The sequence below is a fragment of the Pseudomonas imperatae genome, from assembly GCF_057128625.1.
On the sequence record NZ_JBSKHP010000021.1, the window covers coordinates 18,269 to 43,748 of the forward strand.

Annotated in this window: 16 protein-coding genes; 13 read left to right on the plus strand and 3 right to left on the minus strand. The window is 65.7% G+C overall.

Annotation, left to right across the window (positions count from 1 at the left end; genetic code table 11):
• The first annotated feature begins 62 nt into the window (after positions 1-62).
• From xthA to ACWKWX_RS23295, 3 genes are all read left to right on the plus strand, one after another.
• Entirely contained in the window at positions 63-875 is an 813-nt protein-coding gene (gene xthA / locus ACWKWX_RS23285) for an exodeoxyribonuclease III (protein ID WP_416425266.1), read from the plus strand.
• 191 nt (positions 876-1,066) lie between these two features.
• Positions 1,067-2,632, plus strand: coding sequence for a Fic family protein (locus tag ACWKWX_RS23290; protein WP_483829033.1), 1,566 nt, complete (start codon positions 1,067-1,069; stop codon positions 2,630-2,632).
• A 54-nt stretch (positions 2,633-2,686) separates the two neighbouring features.
• Positions 2,687-4,006: a substrate-binding domain-containing protein gene (locus ACWKWX_RS23295; protein WP_483829034.1), complete on the plus strand. Its 1,320-nt coding sequence runs from the start codon at positions 2,687-2,689 to the stop codon at positions 4,004-4,006.
• A 200-nt stretch (positions 4,007-4,206) separates the two neighbouring features.
• On the opposite strand, the gene ACWKWX_RS23300 is transcribed toward ACWKWX_RS23295, so the two are convergent.
• Positions 4,207-5,445: an acyl-CoA dehydrogenase gene (locus ACWKWX_RS23300; RefSeq protein WP_416425268.1), complete on the minus strand. Its 1,239-nt coding sequence runs from the start codon at positions 5,443-5,445 to the stop codon at positions 4,207-4,209.
• A 157-nt stretch (positions 5,446-5,602) separates the two neighbouring features.
• On the opposite strand from ACWKWX_RS23300, the gene ACWKWX_RS23305 reads away from it, so the two are divergent.
• A complete protein-coding gene (locus tag ACWKWX_RS23305; RefSeq protein ID WP_416425269.1) occupies positions 5,603-6,541 on the plus strand; it encodes a LysR family transcriptional regulator in 939 nt (312 codons plus the stop codon).
• Positions 6,542-6,553: 12 nt separating this feature from the next.
• Here the strand turns inward: ACWKWX_RS23305 and ACWKWX_RS23310 are convergent, their stop codons facing one another.
• Positions 6,554-10,960: a dermonecrotic toxin domain-containing protein gene (locus ACWKWX_RS23310; RefSeq protein ID WP_483829035.1), complete on the minus strand. Its 4,407-nt coding sequence runs from the start codon at positions 10,958-10,960 to the stop codon at positions 6,554-6,556.
• A gap of 135 nt (positions 10,961-11,095) precedes the next feature.
• Here ACWKWX_RS23310 and ACWKWX_RS23315 point away from each other — a divergent pair, with 135 nt between their 5' ends.
• The 6 genes from ACWKWX_RS23315 (at position 11,096) to ACWKWX_RS23340 (ending at position 19,140) form a co-directional block, all read left to right on the plus strand.
• The gene (locus ACWKWX_RS23315; protein ID WP_416427419.1) at positions 11,096-11,494 is read left to right on the plus strand and encodes a MerR family transcriptional regulator; all 399 of its coding nucleotides are present in this window, start codon (positions 11,096-11,098) and stop codon (positions 11,492-11,494) included.
• Between the two features lie 4 nt (positions 11,495-11,498).
• On the plus strand, positions 11,499-12,398 hold the full coding sequence (locus ACWKWX_RS23320; protein WP_483829036.1) for a hydroxymethylglutaryl-CoA lyase: 900 nt from the start codon (positions 11,499-11,501) through the stop codon (positions 12,396-12,398).
• A 1,289-nt stretch (positions 12,399-13,687) separates the two neighbouring features.
• The gene (locus tag ACWKWX_RS23325; RefSeq protein ID WP_483829037.1) at positions 13,688-14,851 is read left to right on the plus strand and encodes an isovaleryl-CoA dehydrogenase; all 1,164 of its coding nucleotides are present in this window, start codon (positions 13,688-13,690) and stop codon (positions 14,849-14,851) included.
• 13 nt (positions 14,852-14,864) lie between these two features.
• Positions 14,865-16,472 carry a carboxyl transferase domain-containing protein gene (locus ACWKWX_RS23330; RefSeq protein WP_473003145.1) on the plus strand — a complete coding sequence of 536 codons (1,608 nt, stop codon included), beginning with the start codon at positions 14,865-14,867 and terminating at the stop codon, positions 16,470-16,472.
• Positions 16,473-16,474: 2 nt separating this feature from the next.
• Positions 16,475-17,275, plus strand: coding sequence for a gamma-carboxygeranoyl-CoA hydratase (locus ACWKWX_RS23335; RefSeq protein WP_416425274.1), 801 nt, complete (start codon positions 16,475-16,477; stop codon positions 17,273-17,275).
• Positions 17,272-19,140, plus strand: coding sequence for an acetyl/propionyl/methylcrotonyl-CoA carboxylase subunit alpha (locus ACWKWX_RS23340; RefSeq protein ID WP_483829038.1), 1,869 nt, complete (start codon positions 17,272-17,274; stop codon positions 19,138-19,140). Before ACWKWX_RS23335 ends, ACWKWX_RS23340 begins: the two co-directional genes overlap by 4 nt.
• Before the next feature lie 65 nt (positions 19,141-19,205).
• On the opposite strand, the gene ACWKWX_RS23345 is transcribed toward ACWKWX_RS23340, so the two are convergent.
• Entirely contained in the window at positions 19,206-22,670 is a 3,465-nt protein-coding gene (locus ACWKWX_RS23345; protein WP_483829039.1) for an indolepyruvate ferredoxin oxidoreductase family protein, read from the minus strand.
• A gap of 153 nt (positions 22,671-22,823) precedes the next feature.
• Between ACWKWX_RS23345 and ACWKWX_RS23350 the strand changes: the two genes are divergently transcribed.
• The 3 genes from ACWKWX_RS23350 to ACWKWX_RS23360 all read left to right on the plus strand — a co-directional run bounded on the left by ACWKWX_RS23350 (position 22,824) and on the right by ACWKWX_RS23360 (position 25,447).
• On the plus strand, positions 22,824-23,291 hold the full coding sequence (locus tag ACWKWX_RS23350; RefSeq protein ID WP_416425277.1) for an Lrp/AsnC family transcriptional regulator: 468 nt from the start codon (positions 22,824-22,826) through the stop codon (positions 23,289-23,291).
• Positions 23,292-23,736: 445 nt separating this feature from the next.
• Entirely contained in the window at positions 23,737-24,243 is a 507-nt protein-coding gene (locus tag ACWKWX_RS23355) for a sigma factor-like helix-turn-helix DNA-binding protein (RefSeq protein ID WP_416425278.1), read from the plus strand.
• A gap of 58 nt (positions 24,244-24,301) precedes the next feature.
• Complete coding sequence (locus ACWKWX_RS23360) at positions 24,302-25,447, plus strand: M14 family metallopeptidase (protein ID WP_483829040.1); 1,146 nt, start codon at positions 24,302-24,304, stop codon at positions 25,445-25,447.
• The last annotated feature ends 33 nt before the right edge of the window (positions 25,448-25,480 follow it).

Here is a 25,480-nt window from a genome sequence, read left to right on the forward strand (position 1 = left end):
CATGCTGGCCCCAACCGGGCCCATCCGTTAGCATCGGCGTTTTACCCAGGACTGCCGCCTCCATGAAGATTGTCTCGTTCAACATCAACGGCCTGCGCGCCCGGCCCCATCAGCTGGCGGCGCTGATCGAAAAACACCAGCCCGACGTCATCGGCCTGCAGGAAACCAAGGTCAGCGACGAGCAGTTCCCGCTGGCCGAGGTGCAAGCCCTGGGCTACCACGTGCATTACCACGGCCAGAAGGGCCACTACGGCGTGGCCCTGCTGTCGCGCCAGGCGCCGCTGGCCCTGCACAAGGGCTTCAGCACCGATGAAGAAGACGCCCAGCGCCGGTTCATCTGGGGCACCTTCGCCGACGCCAACGGCAACCCGGTAACCATCATGAACGGCTACTTTCCCCAAGGCGAAAGCCGCGACCACCCCACCAAGTTCCCGGCCAAGCAGCGCTTCTACGCCGACCTGCAGGCGCTGCTGGAAGGCCAGTTCAGCAACGACCAGGCGCTGGTGGTGATGGGTGACGTGAATATTTCCCCCGAGGACTGCGACATCGGCATCGGCCCGGACAACGCCAAGCGCTGGCTGAAGACCGGCAAGTGCAGCTTCCTGCCCGAGGAACGCGAGTGGATGGCGCGCCTGAAGAACTGGGGCCTGGTGGACAGCTTCCGCCACCTCAACCCCGACGTCGCCGACCGCTTCAGCTGGTTCGACTACCGCAGCCGCGGCTTCGAGGACGAACCCAAGCGCGGCCTGCGTATCGACCTGATCATGGCCTCGCACGGCCTGCTGCCACGGGTGGCGGATGCGGGCGTGGACTATGAACTGCGCGGGATGGAAAAGCCGTCGGACCATGCGCCGATCTGGTTGAAGTTGAGCTAGGCGTACAAACCCCGGCGGGGCGGCAGGGAGGCTGCCCCCGCAGGGATGCTGTGCTTGTTTAACCGATTTTCTAAACGTTTTGCTGCAAAAAAGCCCTTTTCTAATCGTTTTACTTCAGCTCTAATCGTTTTACTCATTTCCATCCCGTTTCTCCCCCTCGTACAGCACGCCTTTCAACAGGTAAACCACCCATGCCCGACATCGGTTATACCTGGATTGCAAAACACACCGGCATCTCGCCCGTGCAACCCTTCGCCGTGGTCAGCCAGGTCAACGGCCGCCGCGCCACGATGTACGACGGTGACCTGCGCAAAGAGCTGTACCCCGAGCGCTATCGCCCCCAGAACCTGCTGATTGACCAACTGGTGTTTGCCCTGCGCTACGAGGGCATCCACCTCGAGTTCCTGGCGCGGCTGTTCGCCCGCGATGCCATTCGCGAGCAGCTGGAACACTGGATCAACGCCGAGCCATCGGGCATCTACGCACGCCGGGTGGGTTTTTTCTGCGAATGGCTGACAGGCCGACAGCTGACCCTCAGGCAGCCTGTGCAAGGCAATTACATTGATGCACTGGACCCCGCTTATTACGTCACCGGCACAGCCACCCGCGTGCCCCGTTGGCGGATTCGGGACAACCTGCCTGGCTCCTCGGACTACTGCCCGTTGATCCGCCGAGTGGAAAAAGTCGTCGCCATTGAACATTACGATATCCGTGCCCGGCTGGACGACCTGCAGGCCGACTTCGGCCTCGACCTGCTGTTGCGCAGCACCGTCTGGCTGACCGTGAAGGAAAGTCGAGCCAGCTTCCTGATCGAACACGAACACGATCAGGAGGACCGAATCCATCGCTTCGCTGCGGTAATGGAGACCGAGTGCGGGCGCCATCCCGACCCGCTGGCACCCAACATCCTCGAACAACTGCAAGCCAGCATCCTGGGACCATCGGCATTGCGCTACGGGTTGAGAAAATCACCTGTCTACGTGGGCCATGTAGCGAGGTTCGCCCCCGTGGTGGATTACATTGCCCCCCACTGGGAAGCCACAGCCGGGCTGCTCGCGGGCTTGAGCCAGTTCCTGCAGCGAACCTCGGCCACCCACCCGATCATTCGCGCGGCAGTAGCCTCCTTTGGCTTCGTCTACGTGCACCCGATGGCGGACGGCAATGGGCGCATGTCTCGTTTCCTGATCAACGACATCCTGCGGCGCGACGGTGCCGTGCCGGCCCCCATCATTCTTCCCGTCTCGGCGACCATCACCAACAGCACCTTCAACAAGGCCGCTTATGACCAAACCCTTGAACGCTTTTCCCGGCCCTTGATGCAGCGCTACGCGGGCGCCTATCACTTTGGCGAAAAGCGCACCGGGCAAGATGGCGTCGAGTACAACCTGCACTTCGATGCCTACGACGACGCCCTGCCCGCGTGGCGCTACCCGGACCTGACGGCTCACGCCATCTACCTGGCCCAGGTGATCGACACGACGCTGACCCACGAAATGCGCCAGGAAGCCCAGTTCCTGCAAAGTAATGAAAACGCGCGCCATGCCATCAAGCAGTTCCTGGAAGCGCCGGACAACGAACTGGACAAGCTCATCCACTCGATCCGGGGGAACGGCTATGTGCTCTCCGGCAAGCTGCGCAAGCAATACCCCTTGCTCGAGCAGCGCCCTGGGCTGGCTGAGCGCCTGGTCGAGGCCGTTCGCGATGCGTTTGCCCCTGGGCCTGATCGGCCGCGACAAGCACCTGTCACACCCCCGTAACCCCGCTGTCTTATTCTCCCCGGCACCCCTTCGGCCTCCCCGGTGCCTGCGACGATGTCCCGCCTCCCCCGCCTGCTGTTTTTCATCTGCCTGGCCCTGCCCCTCACGGCCTGGGCCGAGGTGCCAGTCCTGCGTATCCAGGGTTCCAATACCATCGGCGCCGAGCTGGGCCCGGCATTGGTGCAGGCGATGCTGCAGGACCAGGGGTTGAAGCAGGTCAAGGTGGAGCCCGGCGCCCACGCCAACGAACAGCAGGTGTCGGCCGTGACCGTGGATGGCCAGCAGCTGCGCATCGAGATTGACGCCCATGGTTCCAGCACCGGTTTCAGCGCGCTGGAGCATGGCGAGGCCGACCTGGCCGCCGCCTCACGGCCCATCAAGGACAGCGAGCTGGTGGCGCTGGACCGCCTGGGTGACCTGAAGAGCGCCGAGGCCGAGCAGGTGATCGCCATCGATGGCGTGGCGGTGATCGTGCACCCCGACAACCCCTTGCGGCAGCTGAGCACCGAGCAACTGGCGCGGATTTTCGCCGGCGAGGTGCGTGACTGGGCCGAGGTGGGCCTGGGCCACGGCCCCATTCACCTGTACGCACGCGATGACCAGTCCGGCACCTGGGAGACGTTCAAGGAGCTGGTGCTGACCCCGCGCGGCAAGAACCTGGCGCCCCAGGCCCTGCGCCTGGAGTCCAGCGAACAGCTGTCGGACGACGTCAGCCGCGACCCCCAGGGCATCGGCTTCATCGGCCTGCCCTACGTGCGCCAGGCCCGCGCCCTGGCCATCGGCGACGGCGCCGCGCAAGCCATGGCGCCCACCATCAGCCTGATCGCCACCGAGGATTATCCCTTGTCGCGGCGCCTGTATTTCTACCTGCCGCCGGCGCGCAACAACCCCTGGGCCCAGGCGCTGGTGCGTTTTACCCAGAGCGACAAGGGCCAGGCCATCGTCGCCCGCTACGGTTTCGTCTCGCAGACCGTGCAGGCCATCCAGGTGCCCGCCACGGCGAACATGCCCGCCGACTATCGCCAGCTGGCAGCCGACGCCCAGCGCCTGTCAGTGAATTTCCGTTTCGCCGAGGGCAGTGCCAGCCTCGACAACAAGGCCATGGCCGACGTGCAGCGGGTGCTGGCCTACCTGCGCGCGCGCGGCAAGACCTTCAAGGACGTGACCCTGGTGGGCTTCGGCGATGCCAAGGACGACAGCGCCCGCGCGCTGCTGCTGTCGCGCCTGCGGGCCATGACCGTGCGCCGCGAGCTGGCGCGCAGCGGCGTGGTGCTGCGCGACATTCGCGGGCTGGGGGCAGAGATGCCGGTGGCGACCAACGATATAGACGAAGGCCGCATCAAGAACCGGCGGGTGGAGGTGTGGGTGTATTGAGTGCGGACGCGGCCTGCGGTCGCTGCTACGGGTGCGGTGTGCGATCTGTAGCAGCGGCCATGGGCCGCGTCCTGGCCCGCGCGGTGCCCGGGACGCGGCCTGCGGCCGCTGCTACGGGGGCGGTGTGCGCAGGATTTCGCGCTGCCGCAGAGATAGCCGCAGCAATCTGCGCCAAGACAGTTGCTGCTACACCGCTGGAGTCAACCCTGCTCGCGCGCGCTGCGCAGCAGCTCCTTGGGCACGTACTTGCCGATCTCGTATTTGCCAATGGCCGCGCGGTGCACTTCATCCGGGCCGTCGGCCAGGCGCAGGGTGCGCTGCATGGCGTACATGTAGGCCAGCGGGAAATCCCCGCTGACGCCGGCGCCACCGTGGATCTGGATGGCGCGGTCGATCACCCTCAGCGCCACGTTGGGCGCCACCACCTTGATCTGCGCAATCTCGCTCTTGGCCACCTTGTTGCCGGCGGTGTCCATCATGTAGGCGGCCTTGAGGGTCAGCAGCCGGGCCATGTCGATTTCCATGCGCGAATCGGCGATCTTGTCGATGTTGCCGCCCAGCCGCGCCAGCGGCCGGCCGAAGGCGGTGCGCTCGACCGAGCGCTTGCACATCAGCTCCAGCGCCCGCTCGGCCATGCCGATGGAGCGCATGCAATGGTGGATACGGCCCGGGCCCAGGCGCCCCTGGGCGATCTCGAAGCCGCGCCCCTCGCCCAGCAGCACATTGTCGTAAGGCACGCGCACGTTGTCGAACAGCACCTCGGCGTGGCCGTGGGGTGCGTCGTCATAGCCAAACACCGGCAACGGCCGCACGATTTTTACCCCGGGGGTGTCCACCGGCACCAGAATCATCGAATGCTGCTGGTGACGCGGCCCGTCCGGATTGCTCAGGCCCATGAAGATGAGGATCTTGCAGCGCGGGTCGCAGGCGCCCGAGGTCCACCACTTGCGGCCGTTGATCACCCACTCGTCACCCTGGCGCTCGGCGCGGGCGGCCATGTTGGTGGCGTCGGACGAGGCCACGTCCGGCTCGGTCATGGCGAACGCCGAGCGGATCTCGCCGCGCAGCAGCGGCTCCAGCCAGCGGCGCTTGTGCTCCTCGCTGCCGTAGCGCACCAGCACCTCCATGTTGCCGGTGTCGGGCGCCGAGCAGTTGAACGGCTCGGGCCCCAGCAGCGAGCGGCCCATGATCTCGGCCAGCGGCGCGTATTCCAGGTTGGTCAGGCCGGCGCCCAGTTCCGACTCGGGCAGGAACAGGTTCCACAGGCCTTCGGCGCGGGCCTTGGCTTTCAACTCCTCCATGATCGCGGTGGGCTGCCAGCGGTCGCCTTCGGCCACCTGGCGTTCGAACACCGGCTCGGCTGGGTAAACGTATGCATCCATGAACGCGGTCACGCGTTCACGCAATTCCTGAACCTTGGGCGAATAAGCGAAATCCATGGGGCAGCTACCTTTGAGCAAGGGTTGTCGTGGGCATGGATTCGATGCTAGAACAGGCACCAAGATTTATCTAACCTATTCTCGGCGTCTATTATCATTCATCACCGATATAGGATGACGCGATGCATCGGCACAACCACAACAAGAGCGCTGCCACATGAATCTGAGCAAGGTCGACCTGAATCTGTTCATCGTCTTCGACGCCATCTACACCGAGGCCAACCTTACCCGCGCCGGGCAGATCGTCGGCATCACCCAGCCGGCGGTGTCCAACGCCCTGGCCCGGCTGCGCGAAACCTTCAATGACCCGCTGTTCGTGCGCACCGCCCAGGGCATGGTGCCCACGCCCATGGCGCAGAACATCATCGGCCCGGTGCGCAACGCCCTGTCCCTGTTGCGCGTGTCGGTGCAGGAAAGCCGCATCTTCAACCCGTTGCAGGCCAGCAAGACCTTCCGCATCAGCATGACCGACCTCACCGAGGCGGTGATCCTGCCGCCGATGTTCCAGCGCCTGCGCCGCCTGGCACCCGCCGTGGTGATCGAAAGCTTCCTGTGCAAGCGCCGCGAGACCACCAAGGAGCTGGCCGCCGGACGCCTGGATTTCGCCGTGGACGCGCCGTTGAACACCGACCCGCAGGTGCGCCACGTCAAGTTGATGGAAGACCAGTACGTGTGCGCCCTGCGCAAGGGCCACCCGCTGAACAAGGAAAAGATCACCCTGGACGACTACCTGGCGCTCACCCACATCCACATCTCCAGCCGCCGCAACGGCCTGGGCTACGTGGACCTGGCGCTGGGCAAGATGGGCCTGCAGCGCAAGATTGCCTTGCGCTCGCAGCATTACCTGATGGCCTCCCAGGTGTTGCAGCAGACCGACATGGTGATGACCGTGCCTGAGCGTTTCGCCCGCCGCCACGACCTCAACTACGTGGCGCTGCCGGTGAACGACGTGCCGCCGGTGGAAACCCACCTGTACTGGCACGAAAGCACCGACCAGGACCCGGCCAACCGCTGGATGCGCGAGCAGATGATCGAACTGGGCCAACTGGTGAGCCGCGCCGACCACCTGCCCCAGGCCGCCAGCGCCGGGCGCTGACGGCCATGGCGGTCACGGTTCCAGCGGTTGGAAATACTGGCGCGCCTGGGCCGGGCTGATGGGGCTGCGCCACACCCTGGCCGGTGCATTCTGCGCTTCCCATTGCGCCCCCAACCGCGCCTGGTCAGCCCGCTTCACATGGGCCGCGGCGAAGTTGTCGAAGGCGTAGCGCAGCTTGCCGTAGTGGAAATGCGCCACCCACAGGTCCCCCCCGCTGGCCACGTCGACCATCACGTATTCCTGCAGGAATTGCTGGGTGTCCAGTTCCGGCACCCGCCCTGCACGGCGCTCCAGGCGAATGGCCTGCTGGCCCAGCAGGTACTCGGCGTGCGCCATGGTGGGATGCGGCATGGCCTTGGTCAGGCGAATGCGCAGGCGCGTGGCTTGGGCGACTAGCTCCGTGCCCCGCCCCCGCAAGCGCTCCACCAGTGCCACCGTGTCATCGGCGGCGGTGGACAGGCGTTCAATACTCGTCGCCAGCTGCAGCAGCCCGCGGCCTTCGTTGCTGATCAGGTCATCGATGCTCGCCAGGACCATGCCACGTCGGGCGTAGCCTTCGGCGCGCAGCACCAGGGCCTCGCTGCTGTCGAGCTGCACCCGTGCCTGTGCCTGCAGGTCCGCCAGGCGCGCCTGGGTGGCCGCCGCTTGGCGCAGGGCCCAGCGGTTGTCGGCTTCAAGGTCGTAATGGCGTACCGTGCCATCGCCCAGTTCCACGGCCATGGAGCGCTGGGCCCCCGTGCCACTTTCGGTGCCGATCAACACCTCGTCATCCACCGTTTCGAACACCCGCCTGCGCGGGCCGCCCTCCGGCTGCGGGCGGCGTGGCCGCTCGGGGCTTGCCGCCAGCCCGCGCGTGGCCTCATCCACCAACGCCTTGAGGTGATTGACCAGGCGCTTCTGGTAACGCAGGTCGATGTACTGGGCGTAGACACTGGTCCACTCCTCCAGCCGCCAGCGGAACAGCTCCGTGGCCGTGGCAAACTGTGACAGCACGCGCTGGCGCTGGGCAGCACTGAGATCGACCACCTCGGTGTCGCGCCAGGTGGCGAGCAGAATATCCAGCTGACGCACATCGCGTATCACCAGCTGGCCCAGCAGCAAGCGCTCCGGGCTGGTGGACAGCTGCGGCTTGAGCACCAGCTTGAGCAGTATTTCTGCCTTGACCGCACCGTCCATCCGGGGTCGGTAATCGTAACCGCCCTCGCGCATCAGGCGCTCGATTTCCGCCCGCCGTGGCGCATCCAGCGAAGCGCTGTGCCACTCACTTTCAAACCGCGCGCTCCATTCATGAATGAAATCGGCAATTTCCAGCAGCTTGATCCGCACCTCCTGGGTGGCCCCCAGCGTGCGGTTCATGGCATCGGTAAAGGCGCCGAGGGTCAGCTCCCCGCGTTCTGCCGCGTCGATCAGGGTCTGGTGCGCCGCCTGCCGTACGCCGAACTCTTCGCGCAGTGCCTGGCGGCGAATCTTGCCCATGCGTATCAGCAACTGCATGCGGTCCATGCCCTGGTAACGGGTGCCCTGGTAAGCGCGGCGATAGACGCCCTCGGGCAGGTACGCGCGGTGCTCCGCAAGGCTTGCAAGGTAACGCTCGCAGGCTTTCACCTCTTGAATGGCCAGGTCGACCACGGTCTTGCGCAGCGCCTCGTCGGGCACACCGGCCGCGGCAAAACGTGAGCGAGCCGCTTCGGTGGCACGCAGCCGTTGGGTGGTGTCACGCTCGTCGGCGATCAGCCGGCTGAAAATCCGCCGTTGCCGGCGCACCATGGCGTCGCCTAGCCAACGCGGCAACCGCGCCTGGATCGCCAGGGGCAGGCGTTCCACCAGGCTGTCGGCCACCGCGCTGACCGCCGCACCGCCCCCTGCCAGCCCGCCGTCCACCAGGCGTCCGGAAATTGCGCCGTGGGTTTGCCACTGGCCACGGGCATCCAGCCTGACTGGCTGGCGGTAGGTTTTCAACGCGGTGCCGCGCAACCTCCAGGTGTGGTAAGTAGCGTCCCATTGCACCGCGTACGCATGCCCACCGCGCAGGATGTACTGCCCACCGGCATAGCGGTAAATCCCTTGCTCGGCTGTCTGCAACAAGGCAATCGCCAGGTCGCTTTCATAACCGCGAAACGCCGACACATGGCCTGGGCCATCCAGCGGCGCCAGGCGCGCCACCGCCTGGGCCTGGCGGGCACGGACCCTGGCACGCAGCCCCTTCACGTTGCCAAGGCCGCCGGCCACGGTACCGGGCAGTATGTCCATGGCCGCGCCCACCAGGGACGCCAGCATGTTTTCCAGCTCCAGCAGACCGTTCGCCCCCTCACCGCGACGGAACGCCTTGACCGCTTCGACGGCACTGTCGAAAGCGTCGTAGACCGCCACCACGGAGCCGGCGAATGGCAGCAGCCCGACCAACACCTTGATAACCATGAAAATACTGTCGTGACTGCGCGCGGCGGCTTCGAGCCACAACTGGTCCTGGGAGCGCGCGGTGGCGCGGTGATTGCTGATCAGGCGGCCCATCTGCAGGTTCAGCTGGTACTCGGCCACGCTGCTGGCCACGCCGATGCGCTCGCCGGGCACCAGCCAGCCATCGAAGTTGCGTAGCTGGGCCTCACGGATGTAGGCGCCGTGGTCGCTGGCCAGCCCGCTGGTGACCAGCGCTGCCAGATAGTCGACCATGCGTGACTCCAGGCTCATCTGCACCAGCCGGCGGCAAGCCTCGGCCATGCTCCCGTGCTGGGTCAGCACCTGGCCGTTGGGCGCGTCAGGCAGGTACAGCACCGTCAGCCCGGTGCCCGGGTCGTTGATCAACACCGCCCCGGCCAAGGCGCTGCCAGCGGGCGTGCCGGTGCCCTTGAACAGCACCCAGTGCAACCGGGCCTCAGGGTTGTCCAGCAACGCCAGCGCCTGGGCATCGAGCCGCGAGCGGCGCAGGGCCAGTTGGCCGTGCAGGCGCAGGCTGGCCTGCCAAGGTGCCAGCAAGGCAGTGCGGCGGGCCAGGATGGCTTCCTGGCTTTCACCGGGCAAGCCCTTGAAGGCATCGCGCAGGCTGCGCTCGTAGCGAGCCGGCAGATCCAGTTCCTCGAACAGCACCCGCAGTTGCGCCAGTGTCGGCAGCGCCACGCTGGCCGCCATGCCGCGCGATTCAACGTGGGCAAAATGCAGGCGCTTGGCGATTTCTTCGTCTACGCCGGCAAGCGCCAACTGCACCAGGGACAGTTGCTCACGAGCTTCGCTGGGCCGGGTGATCATGATCAACGGGGTGCCGGGCGCCCCTGAGCCGGGGACTGTCTCGCGCACCGTGGCCAGCGAGACGGGCAGGTCGATGACCAGGTTTTCCGGTTGCAGGCCGAAATCCTTTTGCAGGCGCTGCGCGAGGGCTGCGCCAGCGAACTCGTCACGCGGCGGCACGTCGCGCGCCAGCAGCCCCTGTGCCTTGTCCAGGGCGGCGAGGTAGTCGGCCAGGCGCTGGCTCAACTCTTCCTGGGCCTGCGGGTTCAACCCGCGCAACCAGGTTGGCAAGCCCTCGGCCAGGGTTACGGTCTCGTGCTCGAACAGCACGTCGAAGAACGCCTGGTCACGCGCGTCGTGGCGGGGCGCCTCCAGCGCCTGCAAGGCTTCCTGGCGCCAGCGTTGCATCGACGCTGCGGGCGAGTCGGCATCAGCGTAGAAGCGCTTGCCCTGCTCGATGGCCAGGGCATGCTGATGCAACTGGCGCCATTGGCGCTTGAGGCCTACATCGAAGGCGTTACCCACGATAGGTGCGTAGGAAAACGACACCTGCGCAGGCAACGTCGGGTCGGCCTCGGCAAGCCCCTCCAGCACGGCCATCTGGAAGGCGTCCAGCGACTCGAAATATGCCAGGCCGCCGTGGGTGCCGGGCCAATACACCTGCACGCCCCAGGTGCCGGCGGTGTCATGCACGGCGCTGGCATGGGTAATGACCATGACCCCAGCCAGCACATCGTTGCCATCGGCACCCAGCAACGCCACATCGGCAACCAGGGTGTTACCGACGGGCCGCTCGGCATCGTCCGGGTGGTCCAGCAACGCTTCCAGGCGGCTGGCCTGCTCGCCCTTGAGCTGCCCCAGCGCCTGCATCATATCGAACTCGGCGCGCAGGGCCTTGGCGTGGGCCGCGCTGAGGGTGTCGAAGAGGATATGGCCAGGGGCAAGCTCAGCCCAGGCGTCGCTGCGGCCGAGCAGCGGACGCGCGGCCAACAGGCAGGCCTCACGCGCGGCCCCGATCGCCTGTTGGTAACCGCTAAGGGTGCGCCATAGCGCCGACTTCAAGTCGGCATTGTCACCGACAGTAGCGCGGACGGCCGCCTGCTGCTGGCTGACTTGCCAATCACGCCAGTACGGGTCGATTTCTTCGGCAAAGGCGCCAAACAGCAGCGCGGGGGGAGCAAGCGGTAGATCGGTCATGGGCTGCAGTCCTTGCAGGGGAATGAGCGCCCATTGGGCCCGGCTGCCCGGCGTGCCAGGTGGTAATTACCTAACGGCCCTGCTTGACGTTAACGTCAAGCAGGGTTTACGTTGACGTCAACCATCCTGTCGAGCCTGACCATGACGTACAGCATCTCCGACCTGTCCCGCGAACTGGACATCACCACCCGCGCCATCCGCTTCTATGAGGAGCAAGGCATGCTCAGCCCCGAACGGCGTGGCCAGGAACGCATCTACTCACCGCGGGACAAGGTCACCCTGAAGCTGATCCTGCGCGGCAAGCGCATCGGTTTCTCCCTGGCCGAGTGCCGCGAGCTGATCGAGCTGTACGACCCCAGCGGCAATCACAAGCAGCTGGCCAGCATGCTCGCCAAAATCACCGAGCGCCGCGCGCAACTGGCCCAGCAACTGCTCGACATCCAGCAGATGCAACTGGAACTGGACACCGCCGAGGAGCGCTGCACCCAGGCCCTTGCCGAGCTCGGCGCCCACCCTGTTACCGCCCAGGAGTAACACCATGGCCCTGCCCCACAGCGTGCGCCTGGTCGAAGTCGGCCCCCGCGACGGCCTGCAGAACGAGGCTAGCCCCATCAGTGTCATCGACAAGGCGCGGCTGGTGAACGAGCTGGCTGCCTGTGGCTATGCCTATATAGAGGCCGGCAGTTTCGTCTCGCCCAAGTGGGTGCCGCAAATGGCCGGCTCTGCCGAGGTGTTCGCCAGCCTCCAGCGCGTGCCAGGGGTGAGCTACGGCGCGCTGACACCCAACCTGCAAGGCTTCGAGGCGGCACTGGCGGCTGGCGCAGACGAGGTGGCGGTGTTCGCCGCAGCGTCCGAGAGCTTTTCCCAGCGCAACATCAATTGCTCCATTGCGCAGAGCCTGGAACGCTTCGCGCCGGTGATGGCAGCGGCCAAGGCCGCCGGTGTGCCGGTGCGCGGCTATGTGTCGTGCGTGCTGGGCTGCCCCTACGAAGGCGCCATCGCCCCCGCCCAGGTGGCCGCCGTGGCGCGCGAGCTGCACGCCATGGGCTGCCGGGAAGTCTCCTTGGGCGACACCATCGGCGTCGGCACCCCCGGCGCTACCCGCAGCCTGTTCCAGGCGGTGGCCCGGGAGGTGCCGCTGGCGCAGCTGGCCGGGCACTTCCATGACACCTACGGCCAGGCCCTGGCCAATATCTACGCGGCGTTGCTGGAAGGCGTCAGCGTGTTCGACAGCTCCGTGGCCGGCCTGGGCGGCTGCCCGTACGCCAGGGGCGCCAGCGGCAACGTCGCCAGCGAGGACGTGCTGTACCTGCTGCAGGGCCTGGGTATCCAGACCGGCATCGACCTGGACCGGGTGATTGCCGTGGGCGAGCGCATCAGCCAGCAGCTGGGCCGCGCCAACGGCTCGCGGGTAGCACAAGCGCGCCGGTGTGGCTGAGGGGTGTTACCCCTCCCGCGCTTTCCGAGTATCAGGGAAACACTTTGAGCGTTCCTTTTCCGACACCCGCGTGCCTCGGAGCGACCAAACCCCCGTTTTCATTGGGTTTCGAAAAGTTGGCACGGCATCTGCTTTATCTCTTGCACAACAAAAACAAAAAACTCAGTACCACCCAATAAAAACAACACGTAACGGCTCTGGCATAACAAGAACAAACGCGGCAGAGGCGAAGCTAACAGATTTTTTTGGAGAGGATGCGCCACCGGGGCTTGCCCCACACCGTACACAGAACAATAAAACTGCCCCGAGGCAGCGACGTACCGGTGACAGGCGAATCAGCGCTCAAAAAAATACGTTTGCTCTTGACCCAGGATGTGGGTCACACGAAACAGCGGTAAAGGGTCACGGTCGCCAAAAACAACAACAGGCCGCCCCTCAATAATAAAAAAAGAGCAGGCAACAAGACCTTGAGGGGAGCTTCGGCTCCCCTCAGTGCTTTCCGGCATTCCCCACTTCCCCCGTAGCAGCTGCCGAAGGCTGCGTCCGCCTCCCTCCATTTACCCGCTGAACCGCAGTGCCCATGACGCGGCCTGGCGGCCGCTGCTACGAAAAACCGTGTGCGGCCGCTGCTCGGACGGATTTGACAACCCGCACAGGGGTGCGACAAAGTGTCACCTCACCCGCACACTTCCCCACGAAACGGGTAACAGGGAAACACATCGGGGGTGTGAAAACCCGGTGAAAAATTCCTGAAAACGGCGAAAGCCCCGAATTCATTGGGTTTTGAAAAGTTGGCACGGGACCTGCTATATCTCTCGTACAACAAAAACAATAAAACTGCAGTACCCAATAAAAACAACACGTAACGGCTCTGGCATAACAAGAACAATCGCGGCAGAGGCGAAGCTAACAGATTTTTTTGGAGAGGATGCGCCACCGGGGCTTGCCCACACCGTACACAGAATAACAAAACTGCCCCGAGGCAGCGACGTACCGGTGACAGGCGAATCAGCGCTCAAAAAAATACGTTTGCTCTTGACCCAGGATGTGGGTCACACGAAACAGCGGTAAAGGGTCACGGTCGCCAAAAACAACAACAGGCCGCCCCTCAATAATAAAAAAAGAGCAAGCAACAAGACCTTGAGGGGAGCTTCGGCTCCCCTCAGTGCTTTCCGCGATTTATTCCCTCCCCCTTCCCACCGCACCGATTTGACAGCCCGCGCCAGCAGGTTTACGTTAACGTAAAGGTCAGCATTCATTTCATAAAAACAATCCATGAAGGGCCACCCATGCGCTACCCGACCCTCAATTTCGCCCTGGGCGAAACCATCGACATGCTCCGCGACCAGGTGCAGGCCTTCGCCGCCGCCAAGATCGCCCCGCGCGCCGCGCAGATCGACCGTGACAACCTGTTCCCCGCCGACCTGTGGCGCCAGTTCGGCGACATGGGCCTGCTGGGTGTTACCGTGCCGGAAGGATATGGCGGCGCGGGCCTGGGCTACCTGGCCCACGTGGTGGCCATGGAGGAAATCAGCCGCGCCTCGGCGTCGGTGGCGCTGTCGTACGGGGCACACTCCAACCTGTGCGTGAACCAGATCAACCGCAACGGCAGCCACGCGCAGAAGCTCAAGTACCTGCCCAAGCTGATCAGCGGCGAGCACGTCGGCGCCCTGGCCATGAGCGAGCCCAACGCCGGCTCCGACGTGGTGTCGATGAAGCTGCGCGCCGACAAGCGTGGCGACCATTACGTGCTCAATGGCAGCAAGACCTGGATCACCAACGGCCCCGACGCCAACACTTATGTGATCTACGCCAAGACCGACCTGGAAAAAGGCGCCCACGGCATCACCGCCTTCATCGTCGAGCGCGACTGGGCCGGCTTCACCCGCAGCAACAAGTTCGACAAGCTGGGCATGCGCGGCTCCAACACCTGCGAGCTGTTCTTCGACGACGTGCAGGTGCCGGAAGAGAACATCCTCGGCGTGCTGAACGGCGGCGTGAAGGTGCTGATGAGCGGCCTCGACTACGAGCGCGTTGTGCTCTCGGGCGGCCCCACCGGCATCATGCAGGCCTGCATGGACCTGATCGTGCCCTACATCCACGACCGCAAGCAGTTCGGCCAGAGCATCGGCGAGTTCCAGCTGATCCAGGGCAAGGTCGCCGACATGTACACCCAGCTCAACGCCAGCCGCGCCTACCTGTACGCCGTGGCCCAGGCCTGCGAGCGCGGCGAGACCGCGCGCAAGGACGCCGCCGGGGTGATCCTGTACACCGCCGAGCGCGCCACGCAGATGGCCCTGGACGCCATCCAGATCCTGGGCGGCAACGGCTACATCAACGAATTCCCCGCCGGGCGCCTGCTGCGCGACGCCAAGCTGTACGAGATCGGCGCCGGCACCAGCGAGATCCGCCGCATGCTGATCGGCCGCGAGCTGTTCAACGAAACCCGCTGACGGAGCGCGCCCCATGGCTACCCTGCACACCCGACTCAACCCGCGCGCCGCCGACTTCATCGCCAACAGCGCGGCCATGCTCGAACAGGTGGGCGCCCTGCGCAGCCTGCTCGCCCAGGTGCACGAAGGCGGCGGCGCCAAGGCCCAGCAACGCCACACCTCACGCGGCAAGCTGTTGCCGCGCGAGCGCATCAACCGCCTGCTGGACGCCGGCTCGCCGTTCCTGGAAATCGGCCAGCTGGCCGCCCATGAGGTGTACGACGAAGCCGTGCCGGCCGCCGGCGTGATCGCCGGCATCGGCCGCATCGAAGGCGTGGAATGCATGATCATCGCCAACGACGCCACGGTCAAAGGCGGCAGCTACTACCCGCTGACGGTAAAAAAACACCTGCGTGCCCAGGCCATCGCCCAGGAAAACCGCCTGCCGTGCGTGTACCTGGTGGACTCGGGCGGCGCCAACCTGCCGCGCCAGGACGAGGTGTTCCCCGACCGCGAGCACTTCGGCCGGATCTTCTTCAACCAGGCCACCATGAGCGCCCAGGGCATCCCCCAGGTCGCCGTGGTCATGGGTTCCTGCACCGCCGGCGGCGCCTACGTGCCGGCCATGTCGGACGAGACCATCATGGTCCGCGAGCAGGCGACCATCTTCCTCGCCGGGCCGCCATTGGTGAAAGCCGCCACCGGCGAGGTGGTGACCGCCGAGGCCCTGGGCGGCGCCGACGTGCATTGCAAAGTCTCGGGCGTGGCCGACCACTACGCTGACAACGACGAGCACGCGCTGGCCATTGCCCGGCGCTGCGTGGCCAACCTCAACTGGCGCAAGCTGGGCCAGCTGCAGTGCCAGGCGCCGAGCGCCCCGCTGTACCCGGCCGACGAGCTGTACGGCGTGATCCCGGCCGACGCCAAGCAGCCCTTCGATGTGCGCGAAGTGATCGCGCGGCTGGTGGACGGCTCGGTGTTCGATGAGTTCAAGGCGCTGTTCGGCACCACCCTGGTGTGCGGCTTCGCCCACCTGCACGGCATGCCTGTCGCCATCCTCGGCAACAATGGCATCCTCTTCGCCGAGGCCGCGCAAAAAGGCGCGCACTTCATCGAGCTGGCCTGCCAGCGCGGCATCCCGCTGTTGTTCCTGCAGAACATCACCGGCTTCATGGTCGGGCAGAAATACGAGGCCGGCGGCATCGCCAAGCACGGCGCCAAGCTGGTGACCGCGGTGGCCTGCGCGCGGGTGCCGAAATTCACCGTGATCATCGGTGGCAGCTTCGGCGCCGGCAACTACGGCATGTGCGGCCGCGCCTACGACCCACGCCTGTTGTGGATGTGGCCCAACGCGCGAATCGGCGTGATGGGTGCCGAACAGGCCGCCGGCGTGCTGGTGCAGGTCAAGCGCGAGCAGAGCGAACGCGCCGGTGGCAGCTTCAGCGCCGAGGAAGCAGCGGCGCTCAAGCAGCCGATCCTCGAACAATACGACCGCCAGGCCCACCCCTACTACTCCAGCGCCCGCCTGTGGGACGACGGCGTGATCGACCCGGCGCAGACCCGCGACATCCTCGCCCTGGCCCTGTCGGCCGCCCTCAACGCGCCCATCGAACCCAGCCGCTTCGGCATCTTCCGGATGTGACCATGAACGATTTCGATACCCTGGAACTGACCCGCGACCCGCGCGGTTTCGCCACCCTGTGGCTCAACCGCCCCGAAAAAAACAACGCCTTCAACGCGCAGATGATACGCGAACTGATCCTGGCGCTGGACAGCGTGGCCGCCGACGCCAGCCTGCGCTTCCTGCTGATCCGCGGCCGCGGCAAGCACTTCTGCGCCGGCGCCGACCTGGCCTGGATGCAGGCGTCGGCGCAGCTGGATTTCAACACCAACCTGGACGATGCCCGCCAGTTGGCCGAGCTGATGTACAACCTGGGCAAGCTCAAGCTGCCGACCCTGGCCGTCGTCCACGGCGCGGCCTACGGTGGCGCGCTGGGGCTGATCAGCTGCTGCGACATGGCCTTGGGCACGGTGGATGCGCAGTTCTGCCTGTCGGAGGTGCGCATTGGCCTGACCCCTGCGGTCATCAGCCCCTTCGTGGTCAAGGCCATCGGCGAACGCGCCGCGCGGCGCTACGCGCTGACCGCCGAACGCTTCGATGGCCAGCGCGCCCATGAGTTGGGCCTGCTGGCCGAGACCTGCGCCAGCGCCGAACTGGAACAGCGCCTGGCGCACTGGGTGGACAACCTGCTGCTCAACAGCCCGCAGGCCATGCGCGCCTGCAAAGAGCTGCTGCGTGAAGTCGCCCACGGCGAAACCACCGCCGCCGTGCGGCGTTACTGCGAGAACGCCATCGCCCGCATTCGCGTCAGCGGCGAGGGCCAGGAGGGCCTGCGCGCCTTCCTGGAAAAACGCACCCCGGCCTGGCAGGAGCAACCACAATGACCACCCTCACCTCCCTGCTGGTGGCCAACCGCGGTGAAATCGCCTGCCGGGTGATGCGCACCGCCAAGGCCATGGGCCTGACCACCGTGGCCGTGCACAGCGCCATCGACCGCGACGCCCGCCACAGCCGCGAGGCGGATGTGTGCGTGGACCTGGGCGGCAGCAAGGCCAGCGACAGCTACCTGGACATCGACAAGATCATCGCCGCCGCCCGCAGCAGCGGCGCCCAGGCTATCCACCCCGGCTACGGCTTTCTTTCGGAGAACGCCGCATTCGCCCGCGCCATCGAACAGGCCGGGCTGATATTCCTCGGCCCGCCGGCTGCGGCCATCGACGACATGGGCAGCAAGTCAGCCGCCAAGGCACTGATGGAAACCGCCGGCGTGCCGCTGGTGCCCGGCTACCACGGCCAGGCCCAGGACCTGGAGACCTTCCGCGCCGCCGCCCAGCGCATCGGCTACCCGGTGCTGCTCAAGGCCACCGCTGGCGGCGGCGGCAAGGGCATGAAGGTGGTGGAGCGCGAGAGCGAACTGGCCGACGCCCTGGCCTCGGCGCAGCGCGAGGCGCAGTCGTCATTCGGCGATGCGCGCATGCTGGTGGAAAAATACGTGCTGCAGCCGCGCCACGTGGAAATCCAGGTGTTCGCCGACCAGCACGGCCACTGCCTGTACCTCAACGAGCGCGACTGCTCGATCCAGCGTCGCCACCAGAAAGTCGTCGAGGAGGCCCCGGCGCCAGGCCTCTCCCCACCATTGCGCCAGGCCATGGGCGAGGCCGCGGTGAAGGCCGCGCAGGCCATCGGTTACGTCGGCGCCGGCACCGTCGAGTTCCTGCTGGACGCCCGCGGCGAGTTTTTCTTCATGGAGATGAACACCCGCCTGCAAGTGGAGCACCCAGTCACCGAGGCCATCACCGGCCTGGACCTGGTGGCCTGGCAGATTCGCGTGGCCCAGGGCGAGCCGCTGCCCATTACCCAGGCCCAGGTGCCGCTGCACGGCCACGCCATGGAAGTGCGGCTGTACGCCGAAGACCCGGACAACGAGTTCCTGCCCGCCACCGGCACCCTGGCGCTGTACCAGGAGAGCGCCCCAGGCCCCGGCCGCCGGGTGGACAGCGGCGTCAGAGAGGGCGACAGCGTGTCGCCGTTCTACGACCCCATGCTGGGCAAGCTGATTGCCTGGGGCGAGACCCGCGAACAGGCGCGGCTGCGCCTGCTGGCCATGCTCGATGAGTTCGCCGTGGGCGGCGTGCGCACCAACCTGGCGTTCCTGCGGCGCATCATCGGCCACCCGGCGTTCGCCGCCGCCGAGCTGGACACCGGCTTCATTCCCCGTCACCAGGCCGAGCTGCTGCCCGCTTCGGCCGAACTGCCAGAAGCGTTCTGGCAGGCCGCGGCTGCCGCGTTCGTGCGCCCGACCGGCAGTGACGCCTGGGCCGCGGCCAATGGCCTGCGCCTGGGCTTGCCAGCACAGACGGTGGTGCACCTGCGCTGCCGCGACCAGCGTCAGGTGGTGCACCTGCAACCGTCCCCGCCTGCGGCGCCAGCCTTCCTGCGCGGTGACACCCTGTACCTGCGCTGGAACGGCGAAGTTCACCCGGTGACCCGCGTTGACGCCATCGCCGAAGCCGACGCCAGCCACGGCCAGCAGGGCGGCCTGAACGCGCCCATGAACGGCAGCATCGTGCGGGTGCTGGTGGGCGTCGGTGAGCAGGTGGAGGCCGGTACGCCGCTGGTGGTGCTGGAGGCCATGAAGATGGAGCACAGCATTCGCGCACCGGAGGCGGGGGTGGTGAAGGCGTTGCATTGCCAGGAGGGCGAGATGGTTGCGGAGGGGGATGTGCTGGTAGAAATGCAATCCGGGTGATTGGACGCGGCCTTCGGCCGCTGCTACAGAAGATCCGTAGCAGCGGCCGAAGGCCGCGTCTCTTTTCAGGCAGCTACTTCGTAAAGCTTCACCACCGCAGCCTCACCGTCGCGCAAACACTGGCGCAAGCGCTGCGCTTCCTGCTCGGCCACGCCCACCGCCTTGTCCTTCACGTGCCCGTACCCACGAATCTGCTCCGGCAGCCGTGCCAGGCTCAGCGCCGTGTGGCGGTTGGCTGGGGTCAGGTGCTGAAGAATCAAGGCGATGTCAGCCTGGTAAGCCGCGATCAACGCCCGTTCCTGGCGACGCTCCTGGGTATAGCCGAACGGGTCCAGCGGCGTGCCGCGCAGGAACTTGAACGGCGCCAGCAGCCCGAACGCCTTGAGCATCCACGGGCCGAAACTGCGCTTGCCCTGCTTGCCCTGCTTACCCAGCCACGACGGCGCCAGGTGAAACTCCAGGCGGTAGTCGCCTTCGAACTGCCCCTGCAACTGGCGGGTGAACTCGCCGTTGCTGTACAGCCGCGCCACCTCGTATTCATCCTTGTAGGCCATCAGCTTGAACGCGTAGCGGGCCACGGCCTCGGTCAGCGCCAGGGGCTGGCCGGGCACTTGCCGGGTTTCGCTGGCGCGCACCTGCTCCACCAGCGCCAGGTAACGGTCGGCATAGGCCTGGTTCTGGTACGCGCGCAGGGTCGCCGCGTTGGCGGCCAGGCGCTCGTCCAGGGTCTGCTCTACCGGCACCTGCACCGCTGGCTTGAGCACCGCTTCCACCGCCCGTGCGTCATGGGCCGCGCGGCGCCCCCAGAGGAAGGCCTGCTGGTTGAGGTTGACCGCCACGGCGTTGAGTTCGATGGCCTTTTCAATGGCCTCGGCCGTCAGCGGAATCAGCCCCAACTGGTAGGCGTAGCCGAGCATGAACAGGTTGCTGGCGATGCTGTCCCCCAGCAGCCCCACCGCCAGGCGCGTGGCCTCGACGAAATGGGTCTTGTCGGCGCCCACCGCGTCGCTGATCGCCTGGGTCATGGCTGCGGCCGGGAACTGCGCATCCGGGTCGCGGGTGAACGCCGCCGTTGGGGTCTGCTGGCTGTTGATGACCGCGTGGGACTTGTCCAGGCTCAGCTTCGCCAAGGCATCAGGCCCTGACGCCACCAGCAGGTCGCAGCCCAGCAGCAGGTCGGCATCACCGGCGGCGATGCGCACGGCGAACAGGTCTGCCTGGCGCGCGGCGATGCGAATGTGGGTCACCACCGGGCCGAACTTCTGCGCCAGGCCGGCCTGGTCGAGCACGCTGCAGCCCTTGCCTTCCAGGTTCGCCGCCAGGCCCAGCAGGGCGCCCACGGTGGTCACGCCGGTGCCACCGACGCCGGGCAGGAGGATATTGAACGGGCGCTCCAGGCTCGGCAGCAGCGGCGCCGGCAGCGCCGCGAAGGCCTGGTCACGGCTGGGCAACTGCGGCTTGCGCAGCTGCCCGCCGTGCACGGTGACGAAGCTGGGGCAGAAGCCTTCCACGCAGCTGAAATCCTTGTTGCAGGCGTGCTGGTCGATCTCGCGCTTGCGCCCTTGGGCGGTCTCCAGCGGCAACACCGACAGGCAACCGGATTTCACCCCGCAGTCGCCACACCCTTCGCACACCGCCGGGTTGATCAGCGCGCGCTTGTTCACCTCGGGCATCGTCCCGCGTTTGCGCCGGCGGCGTTTTTCCGTGGCGCAGGTCTGGTCGTAGATGATCACCGACACGCCCTTGAACTCGCGCAACTCGCGCATGACTGCGTCCAGGTCGCGACGGTGATGGAACGTGGTAATCGGCGCAAAGCCGGCGCGGCTGGGGTATTTGTCCGGCTCGTCGCTGACCAGGGCGATGCGTTGCACGCCTTCGTCGAACACCTGGCGGCTGAGCTGGTCGACCCGCAGGATGCCGTCGATGGGCTGGCCACCGGTCATGGCCACGGCGTCGTTGTAGAGAATCTTGTAGGTGATGTTGACCCCGGACGCCACCGCCGCGCGCACCGCCAGGTGCCCGGAGTGGAAATAGGTGCCGTCGCCCAGATTCTGGAACACGTGGGCGGTCTCGGTGAACGGCGCCTGGCCGATCCAGGTCACGCCTTCGCCGCCCATCTGGGTGAAGGTATCGGTCTCGCGGTCCATCCAGATGGTCATGTAGTGGCAGCCAATGCCGGCCAGCGCGCGGCTGCCCTCGGGCACCTTGGTGGAACTGTTGTGCGGGCAGCCAGAGCAGAAATGCGGGGTGCGCTGCACGTTGTGCAGAGGGGCCTGAAGGGCCTGTTCCTTGTCTTGCAGGAAACGCAGCCGCGCCTCGATCTGCGGGCTGCTGTAGATGGGTGCCAGGCGTTTGGCGATGACCCGGGCGATCATCGCCGGGGTCAGCTCGCTGAGGTTGGGCAGCAGCGAGCGGCCTTCCTCGTCGAACTCACCGACCACGCGCGGGCGCTTGTCCACGGGCCAGTTGTACAGCTGGCCGGTGAGCTGGTCCTCGATGACGCTGCGTTTTTCCTCCACCACCAGGATCTCGTCCAGGCCCTGGGCGAAGTCGTGCACCGACACCGGTTCCAGTGGCCAGCTCATGCCGACTTTCAGCACGCGAATGCCCACGCTGGCGCAGAGCGTTTCATCCAGGCCCAGCTCTTCCAGGGCCTGGCGCACGTCCAGGTAGGACTTGCCGGTGGTGACGATGCCCAGCCGCGGCTGCGGCGAATCGAGCACCACCTTGTTCAGCTGGTTGGCGCGGGCAAAGGCGCGGGCGGCGTAGATCTTGTAGGTGTTCAGGCGCGCTTCCTGGGCCAGGGGCGGGTCGGGCCAGCGAATGTGCAGGCCGCCCTCGGGCAGGACGAAATCGGCGGGCTCGCAGGTTTGCACCCGCAGCGGGTCGACCTCCACCACCGCCGAGGAATCGACGTTCTCGGCAATCGTCTTCATCGCCACCCAGCAGCCGCTGTAGCGCGACAGCTCCCAGCCGATGATGCCATAGTCGAGCATCTCCTGGACGTTGCTGGGGTTGAGCACCGGAATCATCGCCGCGATGAAGGCGTGCTCGCTCTGGCTGGCGATGGTCGAGGACTTGCAGCCATGGTCGTCGCCGGCCAGCACCAGCACGCCGCCGTGGGGCGCCACGCCGGCCGAGTTGCCGTGCTTGAACACGTCGCCGCAGCGGTCCACCCCCGGCGCCTTGCCGTACCACAGGGCGAACACGCCGTCGTACTTGCCCTGGGGAAACAGGTTGACCTGCTGGCTGCCCCACACGGCGGTGGCGCCCAGCTCTTCGTTGACGCCGGGCTGGAAATGGATGGCGTGCTTCTGCAGGTAGTCGCGGGCTTCCCACAGGCTCTTGTCAAGGTTGCCCAGGGGCGAGCCCCGGTAACCGGAAATGAAGCCTGCGGTGTTCAAGCCACGGGCCTCGTCGCGCTGTTTCTGCAGCATGGGCAGGCGCGTGAGGGCCTGGGTACCGGTGAGGTACAGGTGCCCGGTGGCGAGGCGGTACTTGTCGTCCAGGCGGACGTCGGCTAGGGACATGCGGCACTCCTGTTATTTTTATGGCGGCCATGACTCATCAGTCAGTGGCTAAAAATATGCCTTTCGGAGTGAGGCTTTTTCTTTCTAAATTCGGGCATTTCTGCTGTTATGGCGCATGAACGTTGCGCTAAAAACAAGAAAAGGGAAATGATCATGCAGTCCAAACTGAGCGCCCTCGACCGCCGCATCCTGCGCCTGATCCAGCACGACGCCGACCTGTCGGCCGCCGAAATCGCCGAGCGCGTGGAACTGTCGCAGTCACCGTGCTGGCGGCGCATTCACCGCATGCAGGAGGAAGGCCTGATCGAGCGCAAGGTCGCCCTGCTCAACCCGCAGAAGCTGGGCCTGACCATGACCGTATTCGTCAACGTCAAGCTATCGGGACACGGGCGGCGTTATCTGGCGGAGTTCGAGGAAGCGATCACCGGCTACCCGGAGGTGCTGGAGTGCTACACCATGGCCGGCGGGATGGATTACATGCTCAAGGTGGTGGCCCAGGACATTGGGGCCTACGAACGTTTCCTGCGCGACCATCTGTTGCAGAAGCCGCATGTGCAGGAGGCGCATTCCAACATCGCCATGAGCGAGGTGAAACGCACCACGGAACTGCCGCTGGATTGAGCGAAATAATTTTTCACAAACGCGGCAAGAAATCATTTGACTTGCAAATGATAACGATTATTATTGAGCCAACTGATCGCGAGATCGGTTGGGTAATCCGAAAGGCCTTAGGTCGGACTTTCGAATTATCTCCTCATCAGGCTAATCACGGTTTTTGACCCGGCTTTTTGCCGGGTCTTTTTTTTAGTTTCTTCAGGCTAATGAAGAAGGGTGTTGCTTGAATTCGATGGCGCGCATGATAGCAAAGGACTATTGCTCGAGGAAAGCGCTCATCGCTAATTTTCAGCTAGCAAATCAGCTATTTAGCCGGAATTGTGGCAAATCGTTTCTTGAGAATAACTCTCAAATACACTAAGCTGCGCCTGCGTCAGGGAAGACGCCCCCCTCACGGATGCGTTCGCAGCCCGCAATCGACCAGGCCCATGGCGGCCAGGAGGACGTTTCGATGACCCATCTGCTCACGCCCCTGCACAACCTTTTCCAGCACCAGCCGGTCGACCAGGGCCAGGATGCGCTCTACCTGCGCCTGAAGAAGTTGCCCCGCCGCGTGCAGCAGGTGTTCCTGCTCAGCCGCCTGGATGACCTGCCCTACCCGGCCATTGCCCAGCGCCTGGACCTGAGCGTGGAGCACGTCGAACGGGACATGCTGCAGGTGCTCGAACAATGCCGCAGCCCCGCTGGCAGCCAGGCGGCCAGCGCCTGGTACGTGAAGCTGCAGAACCCGCACACCACCGCCAGCGAACGCATCGACTTCCGCCGCTGGCTGGACGCCGACGCCACCCACCTGCAAGCCTTCCACGCCACCGAACTGCGCTGGCGGCAACTGCTGGCCGCCGCCAGGCACCTGGGCGAGTCGGGCTGGCAGCATCGCCGCCGCCACACCGGCCTGCTGGGCTGGGGCATGGCGCTGCTGGGGGCACTGCTGCTGGGCGGGCTGGCCGGCTGGATCTGACTGGCGCCACGCTTGCGTGTAAAGTACGAGCGTCCTCGACTTTATAAGGAAGCGAACAATGGCCGCGGCCCCCCTCACCTTCAGCGCTGATTTCGACAGCGGCAACATCCAGCTGCTCGACGCCAGCGACCCACGGCAGGTGCGCCTGGCGATCCGCCCGGACACCCACAGCGACCATTTCCAGTGGTTTCATTTCAAGGTCGGTGGCCTAACGCCTGGCCAACCCCATGGCTTCAGCCTGACCAACGCCGGGCAGTCCTCCTACAAGAACGCCTGGGCCGGCTACAACGCCGTGGCTTCCTACGACCAGAAGACCTGGTTCCGCGTGCCGAGCCAGTTCGACGGCCAGGCGCTGACCTTCAGCTTCGAACCCGAACAGCCCCAGGCCTGGTTCGCCTATTTCGAACCCTACAGCCGCGAACGCCACGACTGGCTGATCAGCGAGGCCGTGACCCAGGCCGGCCTGCAGTTGCTGGCGGTGGGCAAGAGTGCCGAGGGTCGCGACCTGCAACTGCTGCGCAAGGGCGACGGCAGCGAAGGCAAGAAAAAGGTCTGGCTGATTGCCCAGCAGCACCCCGGCGAGCACATGGCCGAGTGGTTCATGGAAGGCATCATCGAGCGCCTCAAGCAACGTGATGATGCCGAGCTGAACGCGCTGCTCGCCGAAGCCGACCTGTACCTGATCCCGCACATGAACCCCGACGGTTCGTTCCACGGCCACCTGCGCACCAACGCCAAGGGCAAGGACCTCAACCGCGCCTGGCAGGACGCCAGCGCCGAGTTCAGCCCCGAGGTGTTCTTCGCCCTGCAGCAGATGCAGAAATACGGCGTGGACCTGTTCATCGACGCCCACGGCGACGAGGAAATTCCTCACGTGTTCACCGCCGCCTGCGAAGGCAACCCGCAGTACACCCCGCGCATCGCCCAGCTCGAGCAGCGCTTCCGCGACCTGCTGTGCCAGCAGACCGCAGACTTCCAGCAGGTGCACGGCTATACCCGCGACGAGCCGGGCCAGGCCAACATGACGCTTGCGTGCAACGCCGTGGGAGCGAAGTTCGACTGCCTGTCGCTGACCCTGGAGATGCCGTTCAAGGACCACGACGACAACCCCGACGCGGTCACCGGCTGGTCGGGCAAGCGCTCGGCGCAGTTGGGCAAGGACGTGTTGAGCGTGATTGCGAAAATGGCTCGCGGCCTGCGGTAACCGCGGACGCAGCCTGCGGCAGCTGCTACGGGA